Below are 22,176 nucleotides of genomic sequence, written 5' to 3' on the forward strand. Positions count from 1 at the left end.
ATCAGATACTGCCTTAATGGAACTCTAAGCGCTTTCTTCTCTAAGTACCAACGATAATCACTCTCGTTTTGGCAGCTCATGCATCCCATATTCAAAAACTATTGTAACACCTTCTATATTATCGATATTTCCTTGAAGGATGTTCATTAACTTTACTTTGCGCTCTATTTCATCAACGTCAGCATGTATTTGAGCTAAATTATTTCCTTTGATATAGCTTAGTACTTTTTCTACCTTCGGGTTAGGCTTCATGTTCTCAATAAACTCTAAATGTCTTTGTTTACGGTAAAATTCAGCATATTGAGTTCGGCACAACATATATTTAGTATAAACTTCTGGGATGTTAGCAACATCTAGTACAGGCGCTTCTAATATCTCATCGACTGTTTGCGGATTCTGTTCGGCCATTTTTCGAATAGCAGCTGGCAGAGACGTATCCTTCTTGCCACTCTTAGAGCCTGGGCTTTCGAATTTTAAGTCTTGTAAGGCGTCAGCTGCTAACGCATTAGCATGTAAACTAATGAGATAATCCACGTCTTGTTGAGATATGGATTGATTACCATCAGAGTACCAGTAATCTCCTTTTTTAGTCATAGGATTTCCTAATTTCAATCGTAGACATTGAGCTGCTACTAGCCAATAATGTCTCACATTTGCCAATCCTTGGTTCTCTCTATTCTTTAGGGAATCAAAGGAATCATCATAAAAATCTGCTGTTATCTTACTAATCAAATAACGTTGCAAAGCCTGGTGGTGCGTAATGCTCGAAATTTGATTATATTTTAGAATTTTGAGACTGGGACTATCATTGTCTTTGCTACGTCTCTCTAATATATCTGCAAACATTACGCCCGAAAGTTTCACCATTTTATCAATCAGAAGATCAAAGGATTTCAAAACCTTGCATATTTCATCGGACTGGTGATAGAGAATATTACTGTAAAGCTCCGCCAAATACCCTCCGTATTCTTCGCTAAAAGCGAAGTCTTTACGAGGATAATACACTCTTAAGTCCGTAGACCAAGCATCATTAACTACAGCTAGTTGCCGAATAAATGTTGGACTTGCTTTATGCATATGTGCTAGAAGATAAATGCATTTGAGCATATCATCATGATGTGGCTTATCAATATCTGTTTCTTTTGCTTGCTTGAGATAGGTTTGACGCCAATCCTTATCCTTTTTATTACTTCTAGTTAGCCCCAAAATTGTATTCAAGTGCGTCTTGAGTGCTGAATCATTGAAGTTTTTCCAAAAATCATTATTACTATTTTCATCATCTAATACCCATAATTCTTGTCTAAGCCCTGTAAGCGTCAATTGTCCATCATTATCAGTATTTTTCAGAAAGTCATAGTTTGATAAGGATGAAAAGAATGAGTCACTCTTAGAGCGTAACGATACTTCATACGGTAAGAGATAAATCTCTCCATTAGTCACTGCTTTATAGTTGCCCTTATGCCTTCGACGCAACTCATCTCTATTCGTGACTAAGAGTTTTTCTTGATTCTCTAAATCCATAAATTTATCACTTATTAATTTTTTCTGCTTTTTAGATCGTAACCTTGTTTTAATATCTACACCAGAGCAACAGATTAGTTTTTGCTAGTTGCCTAAATAACCAAAATGTCTAATCAAGAGGTAAATACTATGTCAAATATTGTTCAACGTAATCTACAACGTAGTTTGGCTAAGAGCGTCTCGGTCCTTGCAGAAGAAACGGGGTTTTCACCAAGTGAAATAATAAATACTCTTAACGATGAGTACGGATATGTAACTCCAGAGTTACTGCCCGATTTAAATAAGCAAGTTGAGTTGGATAGGGCTGCCGATCTCCATGCTAAGCAAAAGAAAATTAAAGTCAACAAAGTAGCTGTGTTAAAAACTGCTTTAGATCGTGAAACCAGTGAACTAGCCAAAATCGTTAGGAATAAAGGTGAAGATAGTAGATTCCAAGTTTAGTCAAACCCCAATTTTGACAACTTCATCTAAGTAAAATGCTAAGTAGAGAAAAGTTGCTAACACTATGTATGATACAGTGTTGGCAACCTTTTCTACTTCTATCAAAATCAGTCATACCGTATATGAATTTATGGTATTAATATCCTTATAACCTCATTAATGAGGTTGTTGGCGTCTGACAAATCTCAAGCCAGCCTATAAACTAACTCTTCTTATGCGTTCCCGTTGATTGGCGTTACTCATCATTGATATTCCTTAACTTTTCACATAACCTTTCTATGTTAGCAATAACATCTTCTACAGTAGTTTGTTCGGTGTTAACAAAGTAAGCAGGGTGGGCTACTGTATCTAGCTCTTTTTTTGGACTTATGTGTTCAAACCCCGGTATTAATAGCGTCACCTAAGAAAAGTAAGTTTCATAACCTAGCCCTCTACACTATACAAATAATAGCATATAGAGCTTTTCCAAATTGCCAGAGTAAGATTGATCCATGGCATATGCAAATATTGATGATATTTTAAACACCACAATATTGAAGGATTTACTACCTAATAAGTTATAGTTTTAATAAGAATTTGATCTACTTCAACGTTAATTATTTCTAGTATTAATCTCAATTTTCAGCATAGCTAGACTATAAAACTAGCCACGTCATTGTATTCACACTGATTCTAACACCGGCTGAAAAAAAGACGTTACTTTAATCAAAACCTCTTATCAAATGTACTAAATTAGTTGACTACTACAAAGATAGGTGAGGGAAATAGCCCCAAGCGCCTCAGAAAGCTAAGCCGTAATCGTCCCGCCTTATAAAATCACACAGATTTCTGGACAAGGCCGAAAACGACTCACCGTGAATATATTTATTATGCCTTTGTCAGATGCCAACCGTTACCATGAATACATTGATAAACAGTTAAATTAATTCCACGCTCATCTCTGATAATTTTAGATCTTGTTTTAGCATCAACTTTCGTTTTATATGATTCCTTAAAGCTACTATCAGCGGCAGTACAAAATTCACAGGTTTTAGTAGGTGTTTGCCTGCTTTTTGGTGACAAATGCCATTGCCCGCATTTCCTACAGTTGTATGGTACTAGTTCATGCCCAAATTGTATTTCTGAATACTCTGCTGCATCTAAAGCTTCATGTTCAGAATAATACTCCGTAAGTGACTCGCCAGATACCTTTCCAAAACAGATTTCACTTTTCATTTTATCTTCCTGAATTCAATATTTTTAATAGTAAAAATAGCTCCATTGTTTATAAACAATCGCTACTCTGAAGCTGCTGCATTTTCACCACTGTTAAATCTATCATTTTCACTATCATCGAATTTTTAAGTTGATTAGTATAAGATGGAGCTAATGTTTTTGGATCTCGCATCCATTTCGGCTTATATCCTAGCAAATTACTATATTTTGAAGCATTAGAACCAAGTTCATCATAGAATCGTTCAAAAATATCAGCTTCATTTCTTGCAGAAAAGTACTTATACATCATTTTACAAAAAGCACAGATATCAATATAGAGAGATGTAAAATAGCGACCTGATCCATATTTTGCGTGTGATAAAGATAGTTTAAAATACTGTAACGCCTCGTTCATATCCCCTTCGATCATTGACCTTCTTGCTTCACTCCAGTATTTAACCCAGGAAGAAAAAGGATTGAGGAGAGTAGCTTCAACTACAACTGAAAGTTTCTTTACATCGATATTTTCTTCAGTGTCAATACACCAAAAGTTGGTAAATTCAATAGGCAGCGAGTTACTTGCGTAAAACTTACTACTAGCTAACCAAGATCTATATTTATCCTGATTAACCTTACAAGTAACTAAAAAATCAGATGTTTCTATATCACGAGTCCCACCAGATTCAGCAAATGTAATATCTGAAAAATCATCAATAACATCGCTAATTGGCTTTAAATAAATAGTATTCTGCTTTACTAAATATTTTTCTTTAGAGTATTCAATGCTTTTATAGATGCTAGCTAATATCCCTTCTAATGCATACTCACATTCACTTACTGGCTCTATATTAATGACTAAATTATGAATCCACTGAGCAACAAAACTATTCAACTTCACTATTTTTTCATCAACTGGTAAACGAGAAATAATTGGAGATATTTGTTGCCAAACCTTATTCCAGTTCATTTTGTTTTTTCGGTTGAAACGTGCAACGACTTGTTTGGACTTCGTATTGGTCAAATCAGCGGGGTTAATCTTTTTCCAAATATCAACATCAGCGAGATTTGGATTGTTTAATTGAAATTCATGAAATTGATGAAGCTTATAAGCAGAGACTTGCGAGCTTTTTAGTAACTCGTCAAAATATGCTTTAAGAGGCCATATCTCTTCATTATCTTTTTGACTACCAAATGAAATAGCAGCGCAACTTAGCTCTTCGAGTGAGTAGGAGTGCGACAGTGTTGAAAACAGCGACTTACATATAACCTCTACAGCAATGTGGGTTAAAAATAACTGATAACCATTTATTGCCTCAGCATCATTAGGGATAAATTCCCTAACAAACTCTTTATAGTGTTCAATTAGAGAACGTCTAGTGTTTATTACGAATTCACTTAATATAGGATCACTAAATTTTTCTTTTATAACCTCTTGTATATAAGGTTCTAATTCATCAAATTCAAAACTACTACGAAAATCTTCCTTAGCAAAATGCTGAATTAAATCCTGAATTGTTCGCGTTCTCCGCTGAAGTTTATAGCTTTGTGGCGCATTATCTTCCATTGACTTAAGAACGGATGAAAGAGGCCCATAAGATCCATCAGGTTTCTTGTGCTCCTCAAATACAAGATTTACAGCTTTTCTGCGTTGATCTTCTGTAGCCATTACATCAAACTCGACATCAACGACATCTCCCCCCCAAATTCCTAGACTATCTAAAATCGCCTTATTAAAGAAACTTATTGTTGGTAATGTGGAGCTTTGTACAATATTCATGATTATTCCTAAGAAGTTAATTAATCGAGGAGTAATTTAACCAATTAACTGACAGCTAATATAGGTATCAAAATTGCGATAGACAAGATAAGCTGTTACAAACCCTGATATTAATAGCGTCACCTAATAAAAGTAAGTTTTATACCTCAGCCCTCTACATTATATAAATAATAGCATATAGAGATTTTCTGACTTGTTAGAGTAAGTTTGTTCCATGGTATATGCAGATATTGATGATATTCTAAACACCATAATATTGAGGGACTTACTACCTAATAAGTTATAGTTTCAATAAGAACTTAATTTACTTTAGTGTTAACTATTTTGAGTATCAATCTCAATTTTTAGCATAGCTCGACTATAAAACCGACTACATCAGTGTATTTATACCGACTCTAATACTTGCTGGCATGCTTGAGCTAAATAAGGGTCAACATTGTCCTGTTTAAGCCGTCATTTAATAAAGCCAACACCTTTAGAGCTCGCAGCTAAATCTGTAATAGCCTTACACTTATGCTTGCCAAAGCTTGAATGTATCGGTATACGTGCCATTTGACTAAAATTATATAGGCTCTTCACATTATTTATCTTATGACCTTGGCTATTGGCCAAATCAATCAGACTACCAAGCACTAGCTTAGTGAAGTAAATATCAGCAAAGGCAGTATGCGCGTTCTTTGCTTAAGCACACGCCACATCTCGATGAAAGTGATAGAGTAGGGAAACTAGCTTATGGCTCTTAAACGTAGGAAGAAGGAAGTTAGCCATAGCATTTAATAATAGACGTCCCAACAAAAAGCTGATTTGTCCTTCTGACAGAAGCAGTCAGTATTGTAGCCATGCCTACCACAAGATTATCAAGTAGCGTCAATTTACAGGCTAAATGAGTAGTAAGGCAGTTGTTTCGACAACGCTCCAATAGAAAGCTTCTGGGGCATATTGAAGAATGAGCTTGGGTATCCCAAGATTATAAAATGCTAAGGCATGTATGGTTTGGTAGCACTTGTAGCCCATTTTGCAACACACAATTCAGTAGCTAAGACTATTGAGTAGATAGCAGGCATAAAAAAACTGCCTTTAGGGCTATTGTTAACAGCTCAAAGCGGTTTTTTATATCAGATTAAAGTACTTAGGTAAGTTTAGCGGACAAAACTACCAAAGTATGAATAAAATTGCTCAAAAATACTTTAAAATTTTAGTTTCAGGTACGAACCTTTAAAAGTAATTCATCTAAAGTCTTATTAACCTCCAGCTCATCTCCAATATTTAAAGTAGGTAAAATAGCTTTCATTAAGCACAATATATTAACAGTCCAAGAGTAATCTTTTACTGAAATAGCTCTATTTATGTTTGCGAAGTGATATTCAGGATTTTTAAGTAAATGCCTTTGTTGCCCCCAAAAATATAACCATTTAACTTTGAATGACTCAAAGGCCAACCTAGAGATTAAATTTGACTGCTTGATATTAATACTAATTTGGATGGCGATTAGAGTCTGGTGAAATGTCCCAATAATTAGATGTATAGGAGCTTTGTTTTGCTGATGGCGAAAGCTCATCATTAATTTAAAATTGTTAGCTAGTGCATCAGTTATATTTATATTATTGCCTTCCAATATACTAATTAACTCTGTTCGAATAATTGCTTCTGGCTCTAGTGAAATATGTTCAACTAGTTTATCGACCTCATGCCACTTATTTTGCAGCGAACAACTGGTAACGAAACTAAGTAAGTAGTGCTCAACGATACCACCACAACGTTCAAAATCTGATATGGCTGCTTCTGGTAATGTTTGATATGTGAAATTAATATCAGATGATTCATTTCTATTATCCGCATTAGCTGCAACATAACTTAAACTTGATACAAAGCCTTTTAAAGCATTTATTAGTAACTCGCCATTTGGTTTTATGATTGCCAAATTAAGTTTAGAAGAGTTTAGATCAAGCTCACCTTCCACTAATGGACCATTAGGTAAATTTTCCACAAGCTTTGAGGATATACCTACATCTAATGAGCAGTAATTCTCAATCGAAGCCAACATGTACCAAGCCATTTCGATAGGTGCTAACCTTTGCTTATCTATATCTATACTAGGTTCAGGGTTGCTAACGCAACCTGGAAACATGCTGACCTCTTCACCATTAGGTAAAAAAAACTTTTCTTTAGTGGCTTCTTGTCGAAGCCATAACAAAATGTGGCGAGATATTGCATGGCAATGAGCAGCTTGTAATGAGCTTTTAGGGTCTATTTCTTCAAGCTCAAACAGTACGTCTGCAAGGTCTTGAATACACTCTTCTTTATTACCTCTATGCCAACTTGCTAAAGCAGCATCAGCTTTAAAACCTACTTCCATCGGTTTGTTTTCTGGTAACTCCTTTTCTCTGCTAGCAGAAGCTCCAAGCAAATAATACTTTCTTGCTATTAAATAATCATTCTCGTTTTCTGCACAGATAGCTGCATCCCGATAAAAAAATATTTTAGCAGTATTATTAAGTGGAGCATTAGAATCTATAAGTTGATTTGAGAGTGTAAGACTTTTACCATATTCTTTTGCCCTAAATAGGACTTTTGCTTTTGCTCTTATTAAGACAAAATTTGAAGCTCCATATTTCGCCAGACCTGAATCAATGACCTTTAGCGCTTTCTCTTTTTGCCCTCCTAATTCATCCCAAATAATAGCGGCGAATTGTACGCAAACTGACGCAAGCTCCTCATAATCCCACTTATTTGCAAAAGTTTCTAGTTCAGAGAATATAGCTGAATGCTTTTCGCAATCAATAGTTTCTCTTTTATACTCATGTAACCATGCCCCCCTCACAAAATAATCTACCCCAAAATCAATTTGATCTATAGTTTGGAATAGCTCTTTTCTAATATCTGAGTCCAATGTATCAATAAATTCAAATAATGGAATCAGTGCTTCTATTGTTTCAATTTGACGGATTTGATTGATGATTGAAAAGCTCACAACTGAGATACCATTAACTTCTGTCGGTATTTCTTTATGAGGTATTGAAATAGGAAGTAATTCTGCTTTGTTTTTAAATAAAGCATTAAGCTTCATTACTATTAAATTCCAATTTGGTAAATTTCCAAATTTGGGCTGGGACAATAAAAGTTTTGTGTAGATCACCATACGTACTAAGACCGAGCTGCCAGTCTCTTGAGCATTAGAGTTGCCTGCTTCAATTTCAAAACGGTTAAACGTTTCTAAATAACTCTCTTTTTTATCTTCAAAACACGTTAAAAGTATTAGTTGGGCTCCTCTCAACATAATATTTACACTCGAGTCATGTATATAAATTGAATTTTCTGTAGTGAATAAAGTAAACATCACTAAATGTGGGGCGATAATTTGAAGCTCATTGAGTTCAGTAGTTAGAATTGGATAACATAGAAGTGCAAGCGCTCTAGTATTTTCCCCTGCAAATGCTGCAAGGAATGCAGCATTCATTGTAATTGGATCAATTACTTTTGTACGAAGGATTGAGTCCGCAATTTCACATTGAATTGGTTTCTGTTGCTGCTTAGTTAAAGTCGCATTGGCAAAGTTAGATAACAATGGAGATAAAGAAAAGCGGTCAATTTCATGTTGATCTACCCAAGAGCCTAAAAGTTGATCAAAAATGATTCCTGCGTCAGCTATTTTAGGAGGTAATAAAGCTAAATCAAGAATCAGATGCCTGTTAAACCTACCTGTAATTAAAGATACCCGCTCGATAAGTTCCCTTGCACTAGCGGGAAGTTCATGAAGTAACCGTTCCCTTGTTTTCTTCTTAACTTTTTCAACCGTTTCATTTCTTTGTAGTAAAGAGTCTAAGGTTCGAAATTCTTCAATGCTCCATTCGCTTTTTCTCATACTTTGAATCATTGCGATTACTAATTGAGGATGTCCTCCACCTGATGATATATGTATATATCGTGCCCAATAATCTTCTGTCACACCAAAAGATGATAAAATTTCTTTAATATCGGCCTCTGAAAAGTCATCAACTTTTTGTTCAACCTCTTGGGGGAGGTCAGCAGAATACAAGTAATCTTCATCCGTTGCTTTTGATGATGTGAAAAGTATAAAAACATTAATACTTTTACAAAAATGATGAATGCTAAGTAACTTCTCGATAACAGTAGGCGTGAAGACACATTCAAAATCATCAATAAGGACTCCAGTCACTTCTTGATTATTAAGATTAGTTACTGAACTATCTAAAATTTGACACACTTCCAGAGAGTTTAGTCCTCTCAAATTAGTACCAATCCAACTTCCTCCAATATGTTTCGTAGCCATCTTGGCCGCAACGGTTTTGCCAACGCCAGCCGCCCCAAACAGCCACGCAGTATTATTGTTTTTAAGTGAATAGACTGTGCTATCAATTAGTTCCTTTCTCAACGCTATTGATTTAGGAAGCGGAACACTTTCAATTGAGCTTAGAGGTGACGTGTTTGCTACAGCTATGTCTGAATTACCCGATGAAGAAGGCATAAATTGAGAAATCAAGTTTTTTGAAATTGAACGAGTCAATTCTTCCACATCTATTTGGGTAGCGGGGTCGGTTAATTTACTTTGAGAACTGGTACTTTTTTCACTTCTATAATGTTTGTAATCTATTAGATTTAATTCAGGGATTAAGTACTTCTTAAATAAGGATATACAAGTACAATTAACACCAACGAAGTTATCTTCGCTTACAGACTTTACTATTGAAGTTAGAAAGGCTTTACTTGAGTCATTATCATGAATAAATACGCCACTACCAGACAAGCCTTGTAAAATCTCGGCTCCTGCTTCGCCTTGAAAATCAGTATAGTTTTTCTCTGGTATCTCTATATGAATATCTTCCCCCGCAGTTCCGTTCTTGAAACAAGGTTTCACTGAATAAATTTTACCGCTTTGAACCTTGCCTCTGCCTCTAAATATAAACTCCAATGTTGGCTCATTAGTATCACTAGTAAAAAATATTTCTGGAAAGTCATCGCTATTTACGCCAACTTCAATTGCAAGGATGTCATGATCCTTAAATATTTCGATATTACCTAACTCTCTAATAAACGTTAAATTTCCAAAATTTTCGGATTCATAAGTTAATGAAGAACTAAGATCTTCGCTATATTGCTCACACTTTTCTCCAAAAGAGACGTGAGCAGCAGTTAATACATAAAATGCATTTTTCACTTTAATGAGTACAGCACTTCCTAGGTAGTTTGACTCTTTAGAAATTTGAACAGTTGCGTTGGGTAGAAATGTTAGGTGGTTCATGGCAATCTAATCTCATTTCGTTCTATATAATTTATCTTGTATGAAGTACGTTCTTCAACACTTAATAAAGGTCCATTTCTTGTTTCAATAGACGAAATCGAGTAATTAAAGTAAAAATTAATTTCATCATTGCCATTTCTATCAACTAAAGCTGCTAGCTTAGCAATAGTTTCAGCACTAGGATGCTTACTCCTTGCCTTACCACCGTTTGTGCTAATAATAAAGTTATTACAGCTAATTATGTTAAGTAACTGTTTTGAAATGCTTTTTGCACTTCCGTGATGAGATAATTTGATATAGTCGAATGTTGCTTTGTTCGTTGAATTAAAGCCTTGTTTTAGTAAATAATCTGAAATCACTTCAGGGTGTGAATCAGCTAAAAAAAGTACTTTCTTATCTTTATAATTGAGAATGAAAGCAATAGAGCTAGCATTAGCAATATCATCGGATATTTTAGGAAATGAATCTGGCTGTTTGATCCACTCGGTAACAGATTTAGTGGGTGCGTTTAAAGATATGTCCGTTCCCTTAGTATTCTGTTGTACAGTAGCTATTTGGTCATTATATTTCGCGTAATAACTATCTAGCTCTGTTTGGGTTGGGGAAATAATATCTAGCGAAAGATTTTTAGAGACCTTAATAGTCTGTCCTTGAATTAGACCTTCAAATGGTAATTCTTTGTCTTTTAGCAAGTTAACTAAATCTTTAGCTTGTCGTATAGATATTTCACCGTCAGTTCTGGGGATGGGTATAGATTCAGGGGAGTTTACGTACACTTTATTCAAAGGGAATTTTACAGGATAATCATTAATTAATGGAAAAGCGCCGTTAATGTGATCTTCATCCGAGTGAGTTAAAATAATGAAATCCGCTGAATTGGTTCTCTTTTTTATATGGTGTTTATAGGTTAGTTTAAACCCACAATCTACTAGAAACTTTATATTACTATCAGGCTCTTCGATAAGAAAAGCATCGCCATATTTTGCTTCGAAACTAGTTATTATCAATTCCATAAATATCTCTAAACGTTACTAATCAAGTCTGAAGTACGCGTTAGCAGCTCATATAAAGATCATTAAAAATTAGTAAAATTCTACTAAGTGGTCTAAATGTAATCTTCAAAAGGATGCTAATATTTAATTTAAACTACCGATTCAATAACTCAATAGTACTCTTTAATATAAGCATAGGCCCGATCGAATAGTTCCTGGTCTTTGTGTAGCTGATATTTCAAAAGTGCTTTGCGTAATGATTTTTGTACTTCACGCTCGCCAGCGCTAGTCGTCTGCCAGCCAGGAAAGCGCACAATTCTCACAATGGCATCAATATCACCAACAATACGCTCGACCACTGCCGGTGTTTGATCCGTTTTCAGCTCTAGAAACAACTCAGACAAAGCCGCTGTAGGTAATTTTTCTTGAACATCAATCTCTAGCTCTTTTTCTGCTTGGACTGTTTCCTTAGCAATCTTACAAAGCTCTTTTACAAAATCAATGGAAGCTACTAACCCTTTCTCAGCTTTATCACGTAAGGCTTCAAGGCGTTCACTTAAAGACTTAAAGTTAGGTAACTCTCCAGCATTCTTAAAACGCTCAATTAAAGCCTTCTCTAACTGCTTTACTTTTTTCGGACTCGGATTATTGAAAATCTCCTCGATGATATTTGCATCCATTACAAATTCATCTAAGACATGCACGCTGCCCACATGCACGTTGTCATGGATTAATTTGGTAGTCTGTGCACCCAGTGTCAACCAAAGAAGCTTACCAATACTGTCTGAAGCGGGCTTAACCGACTCATAAACCTGAGCCAGCCACTTATAGTCTTGGTTGTAACTGTCTAATACCGAGTCTGGCGATAACGATTCCCAAAGTTTGAATAGAAACTTAAAATCCAATGCGAAAGCATCTTTCTTTTCATTATTGGCTATAGCGTTCTGTGCAGCCTCTAAGCCCTCAAAGCCTTTTAAGGTCCTATCTACGCCTTCAAAGTGGGATAAAGCATTATGCATGGCTTGTGGTAGCTGTTCGCGCAGCTCTGACAGGTTGGTAATGATTTGCTGTGCACCTAGCTCATCAAACTCTAGCGCTTTTGCTGCATCATCAAATACACCAAAGTAATCGACAATACAGCCAAAGGTCTTGCCTGGATATAAACGGTTGGTTCGGCAAATCGCTTGTAGCAAAGTATGGTCTTTCATGGACTTATCTAAGTACATGGTCTGACAAATAGGCGCATCAAAACCTGTCAAAAGCTTTGCAGTAACGATAATAAATTTAAGCTCCGATGTAGCATCATTAAACTCATCAATAATTTTTTCTTGTTGGCTCTTGTCTATACCCCATTTTTTCTTAAACTCATAATCATCGTTAGCGGTAGTGGAGATAACTACTTTACTGGCCGCCTCAGGGAAGTGCATATCCAATGCTTCTTTATATAGAACACAAGCATGACGATCTGGCGTCACTATCATTGCCTTAAAGCCGTGCGGCTCTACTTTCTCCATAAAGTGGATAGCCATATCTTCAGCTATTCTAGTAATGCGTTCAGGCGATTTTAAAAAGGCTGCCATTTTAGCGGACTTCTTATTTAATGCATCGGCGTCTTCATCACTCAGAGCTTGGCTTTCTTTAAAGTCAGCAAAGGCCTTATCGAGTGATTCTTTATCAATATGAACATCAACTAAACGTGGCTCAAAATGCAGAGGTAGGGTAGCTTCATCACGAATGGAATCATGAAAGGTATAGCGACTCATATAGCCGCCTTGGTCTTCCTCGGCACCGAATGCCCAGAATGTATTCTTATCCGCTTTATTAACGGGTGTACCTGTTAAACCAAAGAGAAATGCGTTAGGTAGCGCAGCACGCATCTGACGTCCTAAATCACCTTCCTGTGTACGGTGTGCCTCATCTACCAGCACGATAATATTATCGCGGGTATTCATATTAGGTTTGGCGTCACGGAATTTATGAATAGTAGAGATGATAATTTTACGGGTGTCACGTTCAAGCATCTTCTGCAATTCTTTAATACTTTCGGTGCTCTCTACGTTAGCAATATCCGCAGCGTTAAAAATGCCGCTTATTTGTGTGTCTAAGTCAGTTCTATCCACTAGCACAATAACCGTTGGGCTTTTTAGCTTTGCTTCACGGCGCAATTTTTGTGCTGCAAATACCATCAATAAGGATTTTCCTGAGCCTTGGAAATGCCATATTAAGCCTTTTTTAATTTTACCTTCAATCACGCGCTCAACGATTTTATTCGCACCTTCATACTGCTGAAAGCGCGGTATTATTTTCATCCGCTGCTTTTTCTTATTACTGCTAAATAGTGAGAAGTTACGCATGATGTCTAATAAGCGAGCAGGATTAAGTAGATCTTTTAATTCTTTACCAACTCCACCTAAACCAAAGCTTCTAGCGATAGCATCGTCATCATTACTTAGACGCCAAGGTGCCCAAAACTCTAATGGACAGCGTACAGAGCCATAAAAGAACTCTTTTCCTTCGGTAGCGAATGAGAGGATATTTGGCACAAATAACTGTGGTACCGCGTTTTCATAAATATTGTGTATTTCATGCGCACCGTCTAGCCAGCTAACAGAAGGGCGAATAGGGGTTTTAGCTTCACCGACGACGACAGGAATACCGTTAATCATCATGACGATATCGGGTATTTTGGTTTCTCTATAATGAATGCGAAACTGGTTGGTAATGATGTATTGGTTATTATCTAGGTTTTCAAAGTCAATTAGGCGAATAGACACATGGTGATTATTCTCACCAAAGGGCATGGTCTTTTCGCCCGTTAGCCACTGAAAGAACTCTTCGTTGGCTTTGACCAAACCAACTTGGTTCACCGAAATTAGAATAGCACGCAGAGCATGGATCACTTCATCAGCTAATAGAGGATTGGCTTGGATTTCTGGGTTTAAGCGTAATAGGGCCGCTTTGACTTGCGGCTCAACCAACACTTCATTCACACTACGACCAAGCTGCTCTGCTGATTGGAACTGCCACTGGGCACCATACTTACGGCGAGGCTCATTAACTTGGTTGCTCTCATGAGAAGCGTTTAAGTTAATGCCGCTCATTTGATTAATGATGTAATTCTCTACGCTATTTAATTCGGTGAAGCTCATCCTTAAAACACCTTGTTTATCAATTGATTTAAGAGCAGTTCACTGTTTGTTCTATGGTCTTTTACTTGATCTATTGTATGTTCAATTTCCTTAAGTTGTTTTACGATATCTCTTTGTTTATTAAGTTCAAATTGCGGTATAGGTAAGTTCTTTATTGTTTCAGTGTTTATGTTGTAATTACCTGCTGAAGAAGTAGCGTGTCGTCTAAAATACCTCCTAACTACATTGCACTGTAAATACCTAACCACAAACTCTGGATCAAAAACATTCTCATCTAATCTTAATTTAATTAAATAAGATGCAAAAACATGACCTTCATCTATATTGTAAATCGCACTTCGCCCTGTATATTCTGGATTTCCGTTTGTTCTAACAATTACGATATCACCATAACTAAGTCTTATAGATTCATATTCATTTTGGGATAAGTCTACTCTTGATAACCTGTCTAAAGATAATCTTTCATTCACTACGTTAGGAATCCCAAGAACTTCATATCCTGATAAATCCTTTGTTGCTTTCTTTGAGGTTCCATACTTTATATTTACCACATGATCAGAGACTGTAGTAAAGCAGATGTTTTTATTGATATTATTCTTTAACTTTATATTGAACTCAGTGCTGCAATTATCATCTACTTCAAGCATTAATTTTTCTCTTGTGGCAGAGTAAAATCTTTCTATTTTTTCTTGAAGATTTCTATGTTTACCAACAACTTCATCACAGGATTTCAATAGTTTATCTAACTTAGACTGTTCGTCTATCGGAGGCAAAACTATTTGATATTCAGCTAAATCCCTCCATTTGACCCTCTTTGACATTGTTCCGGCAGCATTTGAGTTAGCAAAGTCCCATAATGAATTGGAATTTACTATATAAGATAAGAATCCTGGTATTAATTTAGCTTTATTTTCCCTCAAAACGAATGCGTCACCTGAACAAACTCCATCAAAGTTAACGATAGACGCTCGTCTTAAGTAAGCATTTCTTCTAGCAAATAGAATATCACCCGCTTGGAAAGCCTTGCCAGCTGAAACCAATCCCTTAGTTCCACTATATTTGCTTATCTTTATGTCTCCTGAAACAAAATGCTCTAAGCCTACAAACCTTTTATATTCTGATCCATCAGGGTTACTAACTCTCTGTGAAATATCATCTGCTAACTCACCGAGAGTAATCTGAGACCAGTTAGACTTATTAATCACTAAATCATTCATTAGATTACTCCGCCTGCTTAAGTAGCGCGCTTATCGAATCATTTAGATTCATAAAGCTATTACTCCACTGTGAAATAGTTTCAACTATTGACTGCTTATCATTGACACTATCTTCAATATGAAGCTCAACACTAAGCCTTGCATTCTTATCCTCTAAAATATCCGCGTTTTCAACAATTTTAGAAAAGCCTTCAATAGAAGTAAATGTTGTATAAGAGTTTAATATCTTGTTAATGTTTTTATCATCAAGATAACTCATAGCCTTTTCTTTTCTAACTTCATCAACCGCCTGTATAAAGCATATCTTTCCCTTTCGGGCGTCTGATTTTTTGTTATTAGTGATAAGAAGACATGAAACCATTGATGAGTTATAAAACAGATTAGGCCCAAGACCTATAACGCACTCCACCAGGTCTTCTTCAATCATTTTACGACGTATTTGCATTTCAGAGTCACGAAACAAAATACCGTGCGGCCATAATGAAATAGAACGGCCATTACCTAAATCAAGACTCTTTTGAATATGTTGTTGGAAAGCATAATCTGCGCAGCCTTGCGGCGGCGTGCCCCATAGATTTCTGCCGTAAGAATCGTTTTCAAAAGCTTTTCTATCCCAAGACTTAATCGAATAGGGTGGGTTAGCAAGAATCACATTAAACTTTTTTAGCTCATCGTTTTCTATTAAGCCTGGGTTGGCTAAAGTATCGCCACGCACAATCTCAAACTCTTCAATACCGTGCATAAACATATTCATGCGGGCAATCGCTGAGGTTAGCAAGTTAATCTCTTGACCATATAGCTTGAGCGTACGGTATTCTTTGCCTTCGTCCTTTAGATGCAGCGCACAATTCAGCAATAAACCACCAGAGCCACAAGTAGGGTCATAAACAGATTCGCCTGGCTGTGGGTCCATAATCATGGTCATTAGCTTTACAACGGTACGGTTGGTATAAAACTCAGCTGCCGTATGGCCGCTATCATCAGCAAACTCTTTAATCAGATATTCGTAAGCGTTGCCCAGCTTGTCGTCAGGCACATTGGCTAAGTTCAGCGTATGCTGCGAGTAATGCTCAATAAGGTTAGTGAGCATGGCATCGGATAGACGGTCTTTGTTGGTCCAGCTGGCATCACCGAAGATACCTTGTAAGGTTTCTGGATTGGCTTGCTCAATCGCACGCATAGCGCTTTGTAGTGCTTGACCGATATTAACCGTAGTTTCACGAACGTCTTGCCAGCGCGTACCTTCTGGAATTTGGAAATGGTGGTTTTCTGCAAAGGCTGCGTACTCCATATCTCCATCTGATTCAGCTAACGCTTTTTCAAACTCTTCGTCATATACATCAGAGATACGCTTAAAGAATAGTAAAGGGAAGATGTACTGTTTGTAGTCGCCGGCATCAATGGTGCCACGTAAGGTAGTAGCTGCACCCCAGAGGTATTTCTCTAAGGATTTTTGGTCAAGTTCCTGGTTAGCCACTATACGGCCTCCTCAATCGATTCTTCAATATAAGTCACATCGAATAGCTCATGTAGTTTTTTTCTTAAAAGTTCTTTTCGATTTAAAAAGAAGTCTTTGAAATCTTTTAGCTCTAATGACTGCTCATCTAAAATATAATTTCGCTTTCGATAATAGGTAGCATCATCAACCTTATCACTAACCCATTTGGATAAATCAGTAGCCTGCTTCACTGTATTTTCTCGGCCCTCTAGTAGCTGCAAATTAGGCACCTGATCCCGCATATCTTGCCACTGCTTGATAGTTTCGTCGTCTATGCCAATACCCTTTAATACAGAGGGTTTGAATTTGCTGTGAGGGTGCATGTGATCCTGGTGAAAAGATATTTGATCTAACTTTAAGTCTGGATAAAGCGTTGAGAGTAATAAGAACGTAAATGCTCCTTTTTTGTACTCTAAGAAGCTTTCAATATCTGTGGTATCAATTGTTAGCTTTTTGCCACCTGACATTTTTGTATGTTTATATACGGAAAAATCAAACTTAATGGCTTTAAGTATGTATGCGTCACCATCGTCAGACTTTATTCTGAACCCATCACGCAAACCGCTTAGAGCAGTATCCGCTTGACCACTATAAACCTGCTTCAAAAGACTATGCACAATCAGCTTTTTTAGTTCCTGTTTAGTTGTAGAGTCTACCTGTCCGCCCTTATATAAATAATAGGCTAATGGAGTTGCAGCATAGTTGGAGGATAATCGCTTCTTATTAAAACCAAACTCTCTTAGCATTGCTGCTGCATCTATTAGAGCCTTGCGAATTTGATCCCAATTATCTTTTATCTTATGAATGTTCGTAGGGTTAAAGGTCTGTACCTTAAAGTTCATTGGTGCGTCTACCAGAAACAGGCATGTTCGCATCAAAAAATCTGTATTGAAATTAAACAGACCATCTTCGCCATTCATATCAGATATAAGTTTCTCAATTTGGTCGCGCCCATGTTCCCAATGTGCCACTAAGGTAGAGAATAAAAGGTCTGATTTTGATAGTATCGTTCCGCCACTGTTGACACGTACGAAAATATCTAAGATATCATCTAAGTCCTTATTAACGATTTTGAAGTAACTCACTAGTTGGTCATCGTTAAACTTATTTATTAACTGGTCAATAATTTTTGTTACTAGTTCTCTATTTTCTATCAATAAATCTGCTCTGCTAGGTTCGTTCTCTATCAACCTATCAATAATAGCTTCAGAGTCAGCATCTGCATAATCAAGTTCATCTAAAATATTTCTAACCAGATAGAAGTAACCATTCTTACTATTTTGTGCATCTTTGTGAGTTAAGAATTTAAACTCATAAGCCTCATTTAATAGGTTTATATACATCTTACGTTCAGGATATGCGCTATCGTTCTTGGTCTTTGCATATTTCTTCTTAGTACAATATACCCCTTGTAAAGCAATATACATTGAACTGATACGCTGCTGTCCATCCAGTACACCGCGTATGTTAGAAGAAAAACTATAATTGACTAACTCATTCTTAGAGTCACGCTCATGATAATTCTTGAGAAACTCGTAAAATGTATAATCACGAGCTTTCTGAGCCGTTAATTCCCAAAATAAGAAAGTTCCAATCGGATAATCTTTCATAATGGAGTTAAATAATTCGCAAATTTTCCCTTCACCCCAGACAAATTTTCTTTGTATAGCAGGCAAATAATATTCATTATGATTGATATCTTTAATCAATTGCCTGATAGATAGGCTCGAATATGCCATTATAAGAATTCCTTTAATATCGTTTTGAATTTCTCTTCAGCTTCAAGGCTGGCTTGCCATGCTTCTTTTAAGTCAGCCATAGCCTCTTCAACACTGGGCAGATTATCTTCAATTATTTTTTCTACGTAGAGTGGAATATTTAGATTAAAGTCATTTTCTTTTAAATCTGCAAAACTTGCTACCTTGACATAGTTCTCAATATCTTGGTAATCGCTATACCATTGGTATATTTGTTGAACATGCTCTGGTTCTAAATGGTTTTGTGCACGGCCAACGCGTATTTGTTCAGAGGCATCGATAAATAGCACGTTTCCTTTTTTATCGGCATCTTTGTTTTGTTTAAAGACCATGACACATGCGGCTAACTGTGTTCCATAGAATACATTAGGACCTAACCCTATGACGGCTTCCAAAATATCCTGCTCTAGTAATGCTTGACGGATTTTACCTTCCGCACCTTTACGAAATAGGGCACCATGAGGCAATACCACGGTCATACGGCCTGTGCTATTCATGGATTTAACCATGTGCTGTACCCAAGCCATGTCTCCATTACCTTTAGGTGGCACGCCAGCGATATTGCGTCCATAGGGATCATTAGCCCAATTATCTGCGCCCCAGTCTTTTAGTGAGAACGGCGGATTAGCTATGACACAATCAAAGGTTTTCAAACCATCTGCTTGGAAAAAAGCGGGCTCACGTAAGGTATCACCGCGGATAATTTCAAAATCCTCTATGCCATGTAAAAACATATTCATACGCGCAATAGCACTGGATGTTAGGTTTCTTTCTTGGCCGTAGAGTTTAAGCGTACGGAAGTCTTCTCCGTTATGTTTCAGGTTATCAACACACTCCAATAACATGCCTCCGGTCCCACAGGCAGGATCATAAACAGATTCACCTTCGTGCGGATCGAGAATTAGCCCTAGCAAATGTACTACTGAACGCGGGGTATAAAATTCACCTGCTTTTTTATTGGTTAGGTCAGCAAAGTGTTTGATCAGATACTCATAGGCGTTGCCTAACATATCTGGATTGGCATTTTCATGGCCCAAACGATACTGTGAGAAATGCTCAACCAGATCAATCAGTAGCTTATCTGGCAGCTTATTTTTGTTACTCCACTGAGCATCACCAAAGATGCCGTATAAAAAACCTTGGTTAGCTTGTTCAATGCCACGCAGCGCCTGTTCTATGGCTTGACCTACGTTAGTGGTTGTTTCACGTACATCATTCCAGTGGCAGCCTTGTGGGATTTCAAATCGGTGCATTTCTGGCATAGATGCGTATTCAATATCACCGTCAGACTCTGCTAAGGCTTGCTGATACTCTTCATCATAAACGTCGGAGATACGCTTGAAAAATAAGAGAGGAAATATATAGACTTTGAAGTCTGAGGCATCGACGGGACCTTTTAGAATCCAGGCCGCTTTTGAAAGGTATTGCTCTAACTGGGACAGTGATAAAACGTCACTCATTAATAAATTCTCTTAGTAAAACAAATATAAATGAAGGTAGTGGTTCAATGGTCTATATCATACTCTGGTTTTCTGTCAAACCCCAATATTGCCCAAGCCACCTGAGTATTTCTTTGAAAACTAAAAAATTCGCTAAGCTATATAAGACGGTGCTTATTATCAATTTTTAGTACTAGGGTGTATTAAACAATCGACTCTTTGTCCTATTAAAGTTGATAACGACGTACCCTCGAAAACTTTGGTATCTTCACCTGAGTAGTAGGGTTTGATAAATCTACAATAATCAGCAAGAGTAAGTATTTTATTATTTTTATGGCAGGTTTAATGTGTTGATGGCTTATAAGTAGGAGTGAAAGATTAGACTATAGTATATAAATTCATTTATCTTTACTAGCGATATACCCTTAGACCTAACAACAATCAAAGCTAACTATTATTTTGGGATAATCTATGAGATTTATAATAGTATATAACCTAGAAAATAAATTACTAGGTAGTCTACTATACTTGTCTTAATGATAATAAATAATAAGCGAATGAATATGACAGCTACTTTAAGTGATGAATATGAACCTCTTACTGGAACAATAGCCCAAGTCTGTGGTATTGCCTTTAGTCTCGAAATTTGTAGTGACGGCATTCATGATTTAGTACCGAGCAATGATTGGCTACAGACACTTTAGCATCAAGTGTATGACTCAGATGGCAATGCTTATGGTAATGGCACTGCGATTTTGGTTCGTTTTGATTGAGCCTGTATTTTAATAATGATTTGATTACTTCATCAGTCCAATAGAGAAGCTACTATGCCTGCACATCCAATCGCCAGCTATACAAAGTCAGCACGTCTATTTGCTTTATATCAAAGCCTTCCTCGAAGTGAAGCAGATGCTATGTCACTGACCGAGCTTATGGAAAACTATGGTAATGATCCTGATAATTATACAAATGAGCGTAAAAATTTAGAGAACGATTTGATTGGCTTAAATCAAGTCTTTAACGACATATTCTATAGTGACGCCTTAATCCGAGTGCCGGCATGGGGCAAGAATATCAGTGGCAAGACAGCACGGTTTTATATTGAATCCAGCTTTAGTATCGATATTATCAACGAGCAAACAGTGTTCTTTTGGGAGATGCTTGATAAATATACCGCAAACTACTTACCAGTATCTTTTAAACAAGGACTCACAGATAAGCTTACCCAGTTACGTCGCCAAGATAAAGATAGTTTTCACCAAAGTCAGCTAGGACAATGGCAAGATCATCTCATCACACTGCCTAGTATCGTGCAAGCACCAAAGCTTAATAGTGATGTATTTGGCAGTATTCATCAGGCTTTGCTGCAAAGTCGTCAATTACAGATACGCTATCAAAAGAAGTGGGATGATCAGTCAACACAGCGTGTTATTTATCCTAAAGGACTTATCTTTATTGACAATATGATCTATCTCACAGGCTTCAATCTAGTAAATGATCATATCGATGATGAGGTACTGCTAAAAGCGCATCGCAATTTTGCAGTCAATCGTATTACAGAGGCAGTAGTCATAGATAAGCCAATACCTGACTGGATAGGGCGTGACGTTTTTACATTAGATAGCTTACAGAAGCTGGGCAAGCTAGAGTTTGGGGAAAATATTGAAATCAACTTGGTTTTAAAGGTACAAAAGTACGCCTGCCAGCATTTGTATGAACGTCCCTTATCGATAGATCAGCAGATTACTATTATCGATGACACTTGGAATCAGGTCAGCGCTACGGTTGCAAATACTACTCGTCTGCAAGACTGGCTAGTGAGTATGTCTCAGCTAGCCGTGGTCGTAGAGCCGGTGGACTTGAAAGCCGTTATTCTGGATCGATTGCATAGTGCACTGGTACTTTATGAAAACTAAATAGACAGGAGTAGC

Annotated in this window: 13 protein-coding genes and 1 pseudogene; 4 read left to right on the forward strand and 10 right to left on the reverse strand. The window is 36.9% G+C overall.

What is annotated here, in order from left to right; all coding sequences use genetic code 11:
- Window positions 1-57 precede the first annotated feature (57 nt).
- Window positions 58-1,521 carry a hypothetical protein gene (locus AAEY88_RS00125; RefSeq protein ID WP_350557498.1) on the reverse strand — a complete coding sequence of 488 codons (1,464 nt, stop codon included), beginning with the start codon at window positions 1,519-1,521 and terminating at the stop codon, window positions 58-60.
- Window positions 1,522-1,650: 129 nt separating this feature from the next.
- Here AAEY88_RS00125 and AAEY88_RS00130 point away from each other — a divergent pair, with 129 nt between their 5' ends.
- Entirely contained in the window at window positions 1,651-1,962 is a 312-nt protein-coding gene (locus tag AAEY88_RS00130) for a hypothetical protein (RefSeq protein ID WP_350557500.1), read from the forward strand.
- Window positions 1,963-2,829: 867 nt separating this feature from the next.
- On the opposite strand, the gene AAEY88_RS00135 is transcribed toward AAEY88_RS00130, so the two are convergent.
- Window positions 2,830-3,177: a hypothetical protein gene (locus AAEY88_RS00135; RefSeq protein WP_350557502.1), complete on the reverse strand. Its 348-nt coding sequence runs from the start codon at window positions 3,175-3,177 to the stop codon at window positions 2,830-2,832.
- Window positions 3,178-3,226: 49 nt separating this feature from the next.
- Window positions 3,227-4,933 (reverse strand): hypothetical protein, encoded by a 1,707-nt coding sequence (locus AAEY88_RS00140; RefSeq protein WP_350557504.1) that lies wholly within the window; start codon window positions 4,931-4,933, stop codon window positions 3,227-3,229.
- 760 nt (window positions 4,934-5,693) lie between these two features.
- Between AAEY88_RS00140 and AAEY88_RS00145 the strand changes: the two are divergent.
- Window positions 5,694-5,887 (forward strand): annotated as a pseudogene (locus AAEY88_RS00145) (IS3 family transposase); the annotation flags it as partial.
- A 247-nt stretch (window positions 5,888-6,134) separates the two neighbouring features.
- Here the strand turns inward: AAEY88_RS00145 and AAEY88_RS00150 are convergent.
- The 7 genes from AAEY88_RS00150 to AAEY88_RS00180 all read right to left on the reverse strand — a co-directional run bounded on the left by AAEY88_RS00150 (window position 6,135) and on the right by AAEY88_RS00180 (window position 20,266).
- Window positions 6,135-10,193, reverse strand: a complete 4,059-nt coding sequence (locus tag AAEY88_RS00150) for a hypothetical protein (RefSeq protein ID WP_350557506.1) — start codon at window positions 10,191-10,193, stop codon at window positions 6,135-6,137.
- Window positions 10,190-11,206: an MBL fold metallo-hydrolase gene (locus AAEY88_RS00155; RefSeq protein WP_350557508.1), complete on the reverse strand. Its 1,017-nt coding sequence runs from the start codon at window positions 11,204-11,206 to the stop codon at window positions 10,190-10,192. The genes AAEY88_RS00150 and AAEY88_RS00155 overlap by 4 nt, the downstream gene beginning before the upstream one ends.
- Window positions 11,207-11,355: 149 nt before the next feature.
- Entirely contained in the window at window positions 11,356-14,334 is a 2,979-nt protein-coding gene (locus AAEY88_RS00160; protein WP_350557510.1) for an HsdR family type I site-specific deoxyribonuclease, read from the reverse strand.
- Between the two features lie 2 nt (window positions 14,335-14,336).
- Window positions 14,337-15,551 (reverse strand): restriction endonuclease subunit S, encoded by a 1,215-nt coding sequence (locus AAEY88_RS00165; RefSeq protein WP_350557513.1) that lies wholly within the window; start codon window positions 15,549-15,551, stop codon window positions 14,337-14,339.
- A gap of 4 nt (window positions 15,552-15,555) precedes the next feature.
- Window positions 15,556-17,028: a class I SAM-dependent DNA methyltransferase gene (locus AAEY88_RS00170; protein WP_350557515.1), complete on the reverse strand. Its 1,473-nt coding sequence runs from the start codon at window positions 17,026-17,028 to the stop codon at window positions 15,556-15,558.
- Window positions 17,028-18,788: a DUF262 domain-containing protein gene (locus AAEY88_RS00175; RefSeq protein WP_350557517.1), complete on the reverse strand. Its 1,761-nt coding sequence runs from the start codon at window positions 18,786-18,788 to the stop codon at window positions 17,028-17,030. Before AAEY88_RS00175 ends, AAEY88_RS00170 begins: the two co-directional genes overlap by 1 nt.
- Window positions 18,788-20,266 carry a class I SAM-dependent DNA methyltransferase gene (locus AAEY88_RS00180; protein WP_350557519.1) on the reverse strand — a complete coding sequence of 493 codons (1,479 nt, stop codon included), beginning with the start codon at window positions 20,264-20,266 and terminating at the stop codon, window positions 18,788-18,790. Before AAEY88_RS00180 ends, AAEY88_RS00175 begins: the two co-directional genes overlap by 1 nt.
- Window positions 20,267-20,808: 542 nt before the next feature.
- On the opposite strand from AAEY88_RS00180, the gene AAEY88_RS00185 reads away from it, so the two are divergent.
- Together AAEY88_RS00185 and AAEY88_RS00190 are read left to right on the forward strand one after the other, a co-directional pair.
- Window positions 20,809-20,949, forward strand: coding sequence for a hypothetical protein (locus AAEY88_RS00185; RefSeq protein WP_350557521.1), 141 nt, complete (start codon window positions 20,809-20,811; stop codon window positions 20,947-20,949).
- Window positions 20,950-21,072: 123 nt separating this feature from the next.
- Window positions 21,073-22,161: a WYL domain-containing protein gene (locus tag AAEY88_RS00190; RefSeq protein WP_350557523.1), complete on the forward strand. Its 1,089-nt coding sequence runs from the start codon at window positions 21,073-21,075 to the stop codon at window positions 22,159-22,161.
- Window positions 22,162-22,176: the final 15 nt, after the last annotated feature.

The sequence above is a fragment of the Psychrobacter sp. CAL346-MNA-CIBAN-0220 genome (assembly GCF_040309805.1).
GTDB lineage: Bacteria > Pseudomonadota > Gammaproteobacteria > Pseudomonadales > Moraxellaceae > Psychrobacter.

Bases quoted from the DNA above. Each gene is read 5' to 3' on its own strand.
- AAEY88_RS00125 (WP_350557498.1), bottom strand. From the start codon at position 1,521: ATGGATTTAGAGAATCAAGAAAAACTCTTAGTCACGAATAGAGATGAG.
- AAEY88_RS00130 (WP_350557500.1), top strand. From the start codon at position 1,651: ATGTCAAATATTGTTCAACGTAATCTACAACGTAGTTTGGCTAAGAGC.
- AAEY88_RS00175 (WP_350557517.1), bottom strand. From the start codon at position 18,788: ATGGCATATTCGAGCCTATCTATCAGGCAATTGATTAAAGATATCAAT.
- AAEY88_RS00135 (WP_350557502.1), bottom strand. From the start codon at position 3,177: ATGAAAAGTGAAATCTGTTTTGGAAAGGTATCTGGCGAGTCACTTACG.
- AAEY88_RS00140 (WP_350557504.1), bottom strand. From the start codon at position 4,933: ATGAATATTGTACAAAGCTCCACATTACCAACAATAAGTTTCTTTAAT.
- AAEY88_RS00160 (WP_350557510.1), bottom strand. From the start codon at position 14,334: ATGAGCTTCACCGAATTAAATAGCGTAGAGAATTACATCATTAATCAA.
- AAEY88_RS00150 (WP_350557506.1), bottom strand. From the start codon at position 10,193: ATGAACCACCTAACATTTCTACCCAACGCAACTGTTCAAATTTCTAAA.
- AAEY88_RS00180 (WP_350557519.1), bottom strand. From the start codon at position 20,266: ATGAGTGACGTTTTATCACTGTCCCAGTTAGAGCAATACCTTTCAAAA.
- AAEY88_RS00185 (WP_350557521.1), top strand. From the start codon at position 20,809: ATGACAGCTACTTTAAGTGATGAATATGAACCTCTTACTGGAACAATA.
- AAEY88_RS00190 (WP_350557523.1), top strand. From the start codon at position 21,073: ATGCCTGCACATCCAATCGCCAGCTATACAAAGTCAGCACGTCTATTT.
- AAEY88_RS00165 (WP_350557513.1), bottom strand. From the start codon at position 15,551: ATGAATGATTTAGTGATTAATAAGTCTAACTGGTCTCAGATTACTCTC.
- AAEY88_RS00155 (WP_350557508.1), bottom strand. From the start codon at position 11,206: ATGGAATTGATAATAACTAGTTTCGAAGCAAAATATGGCGATGCTTTT.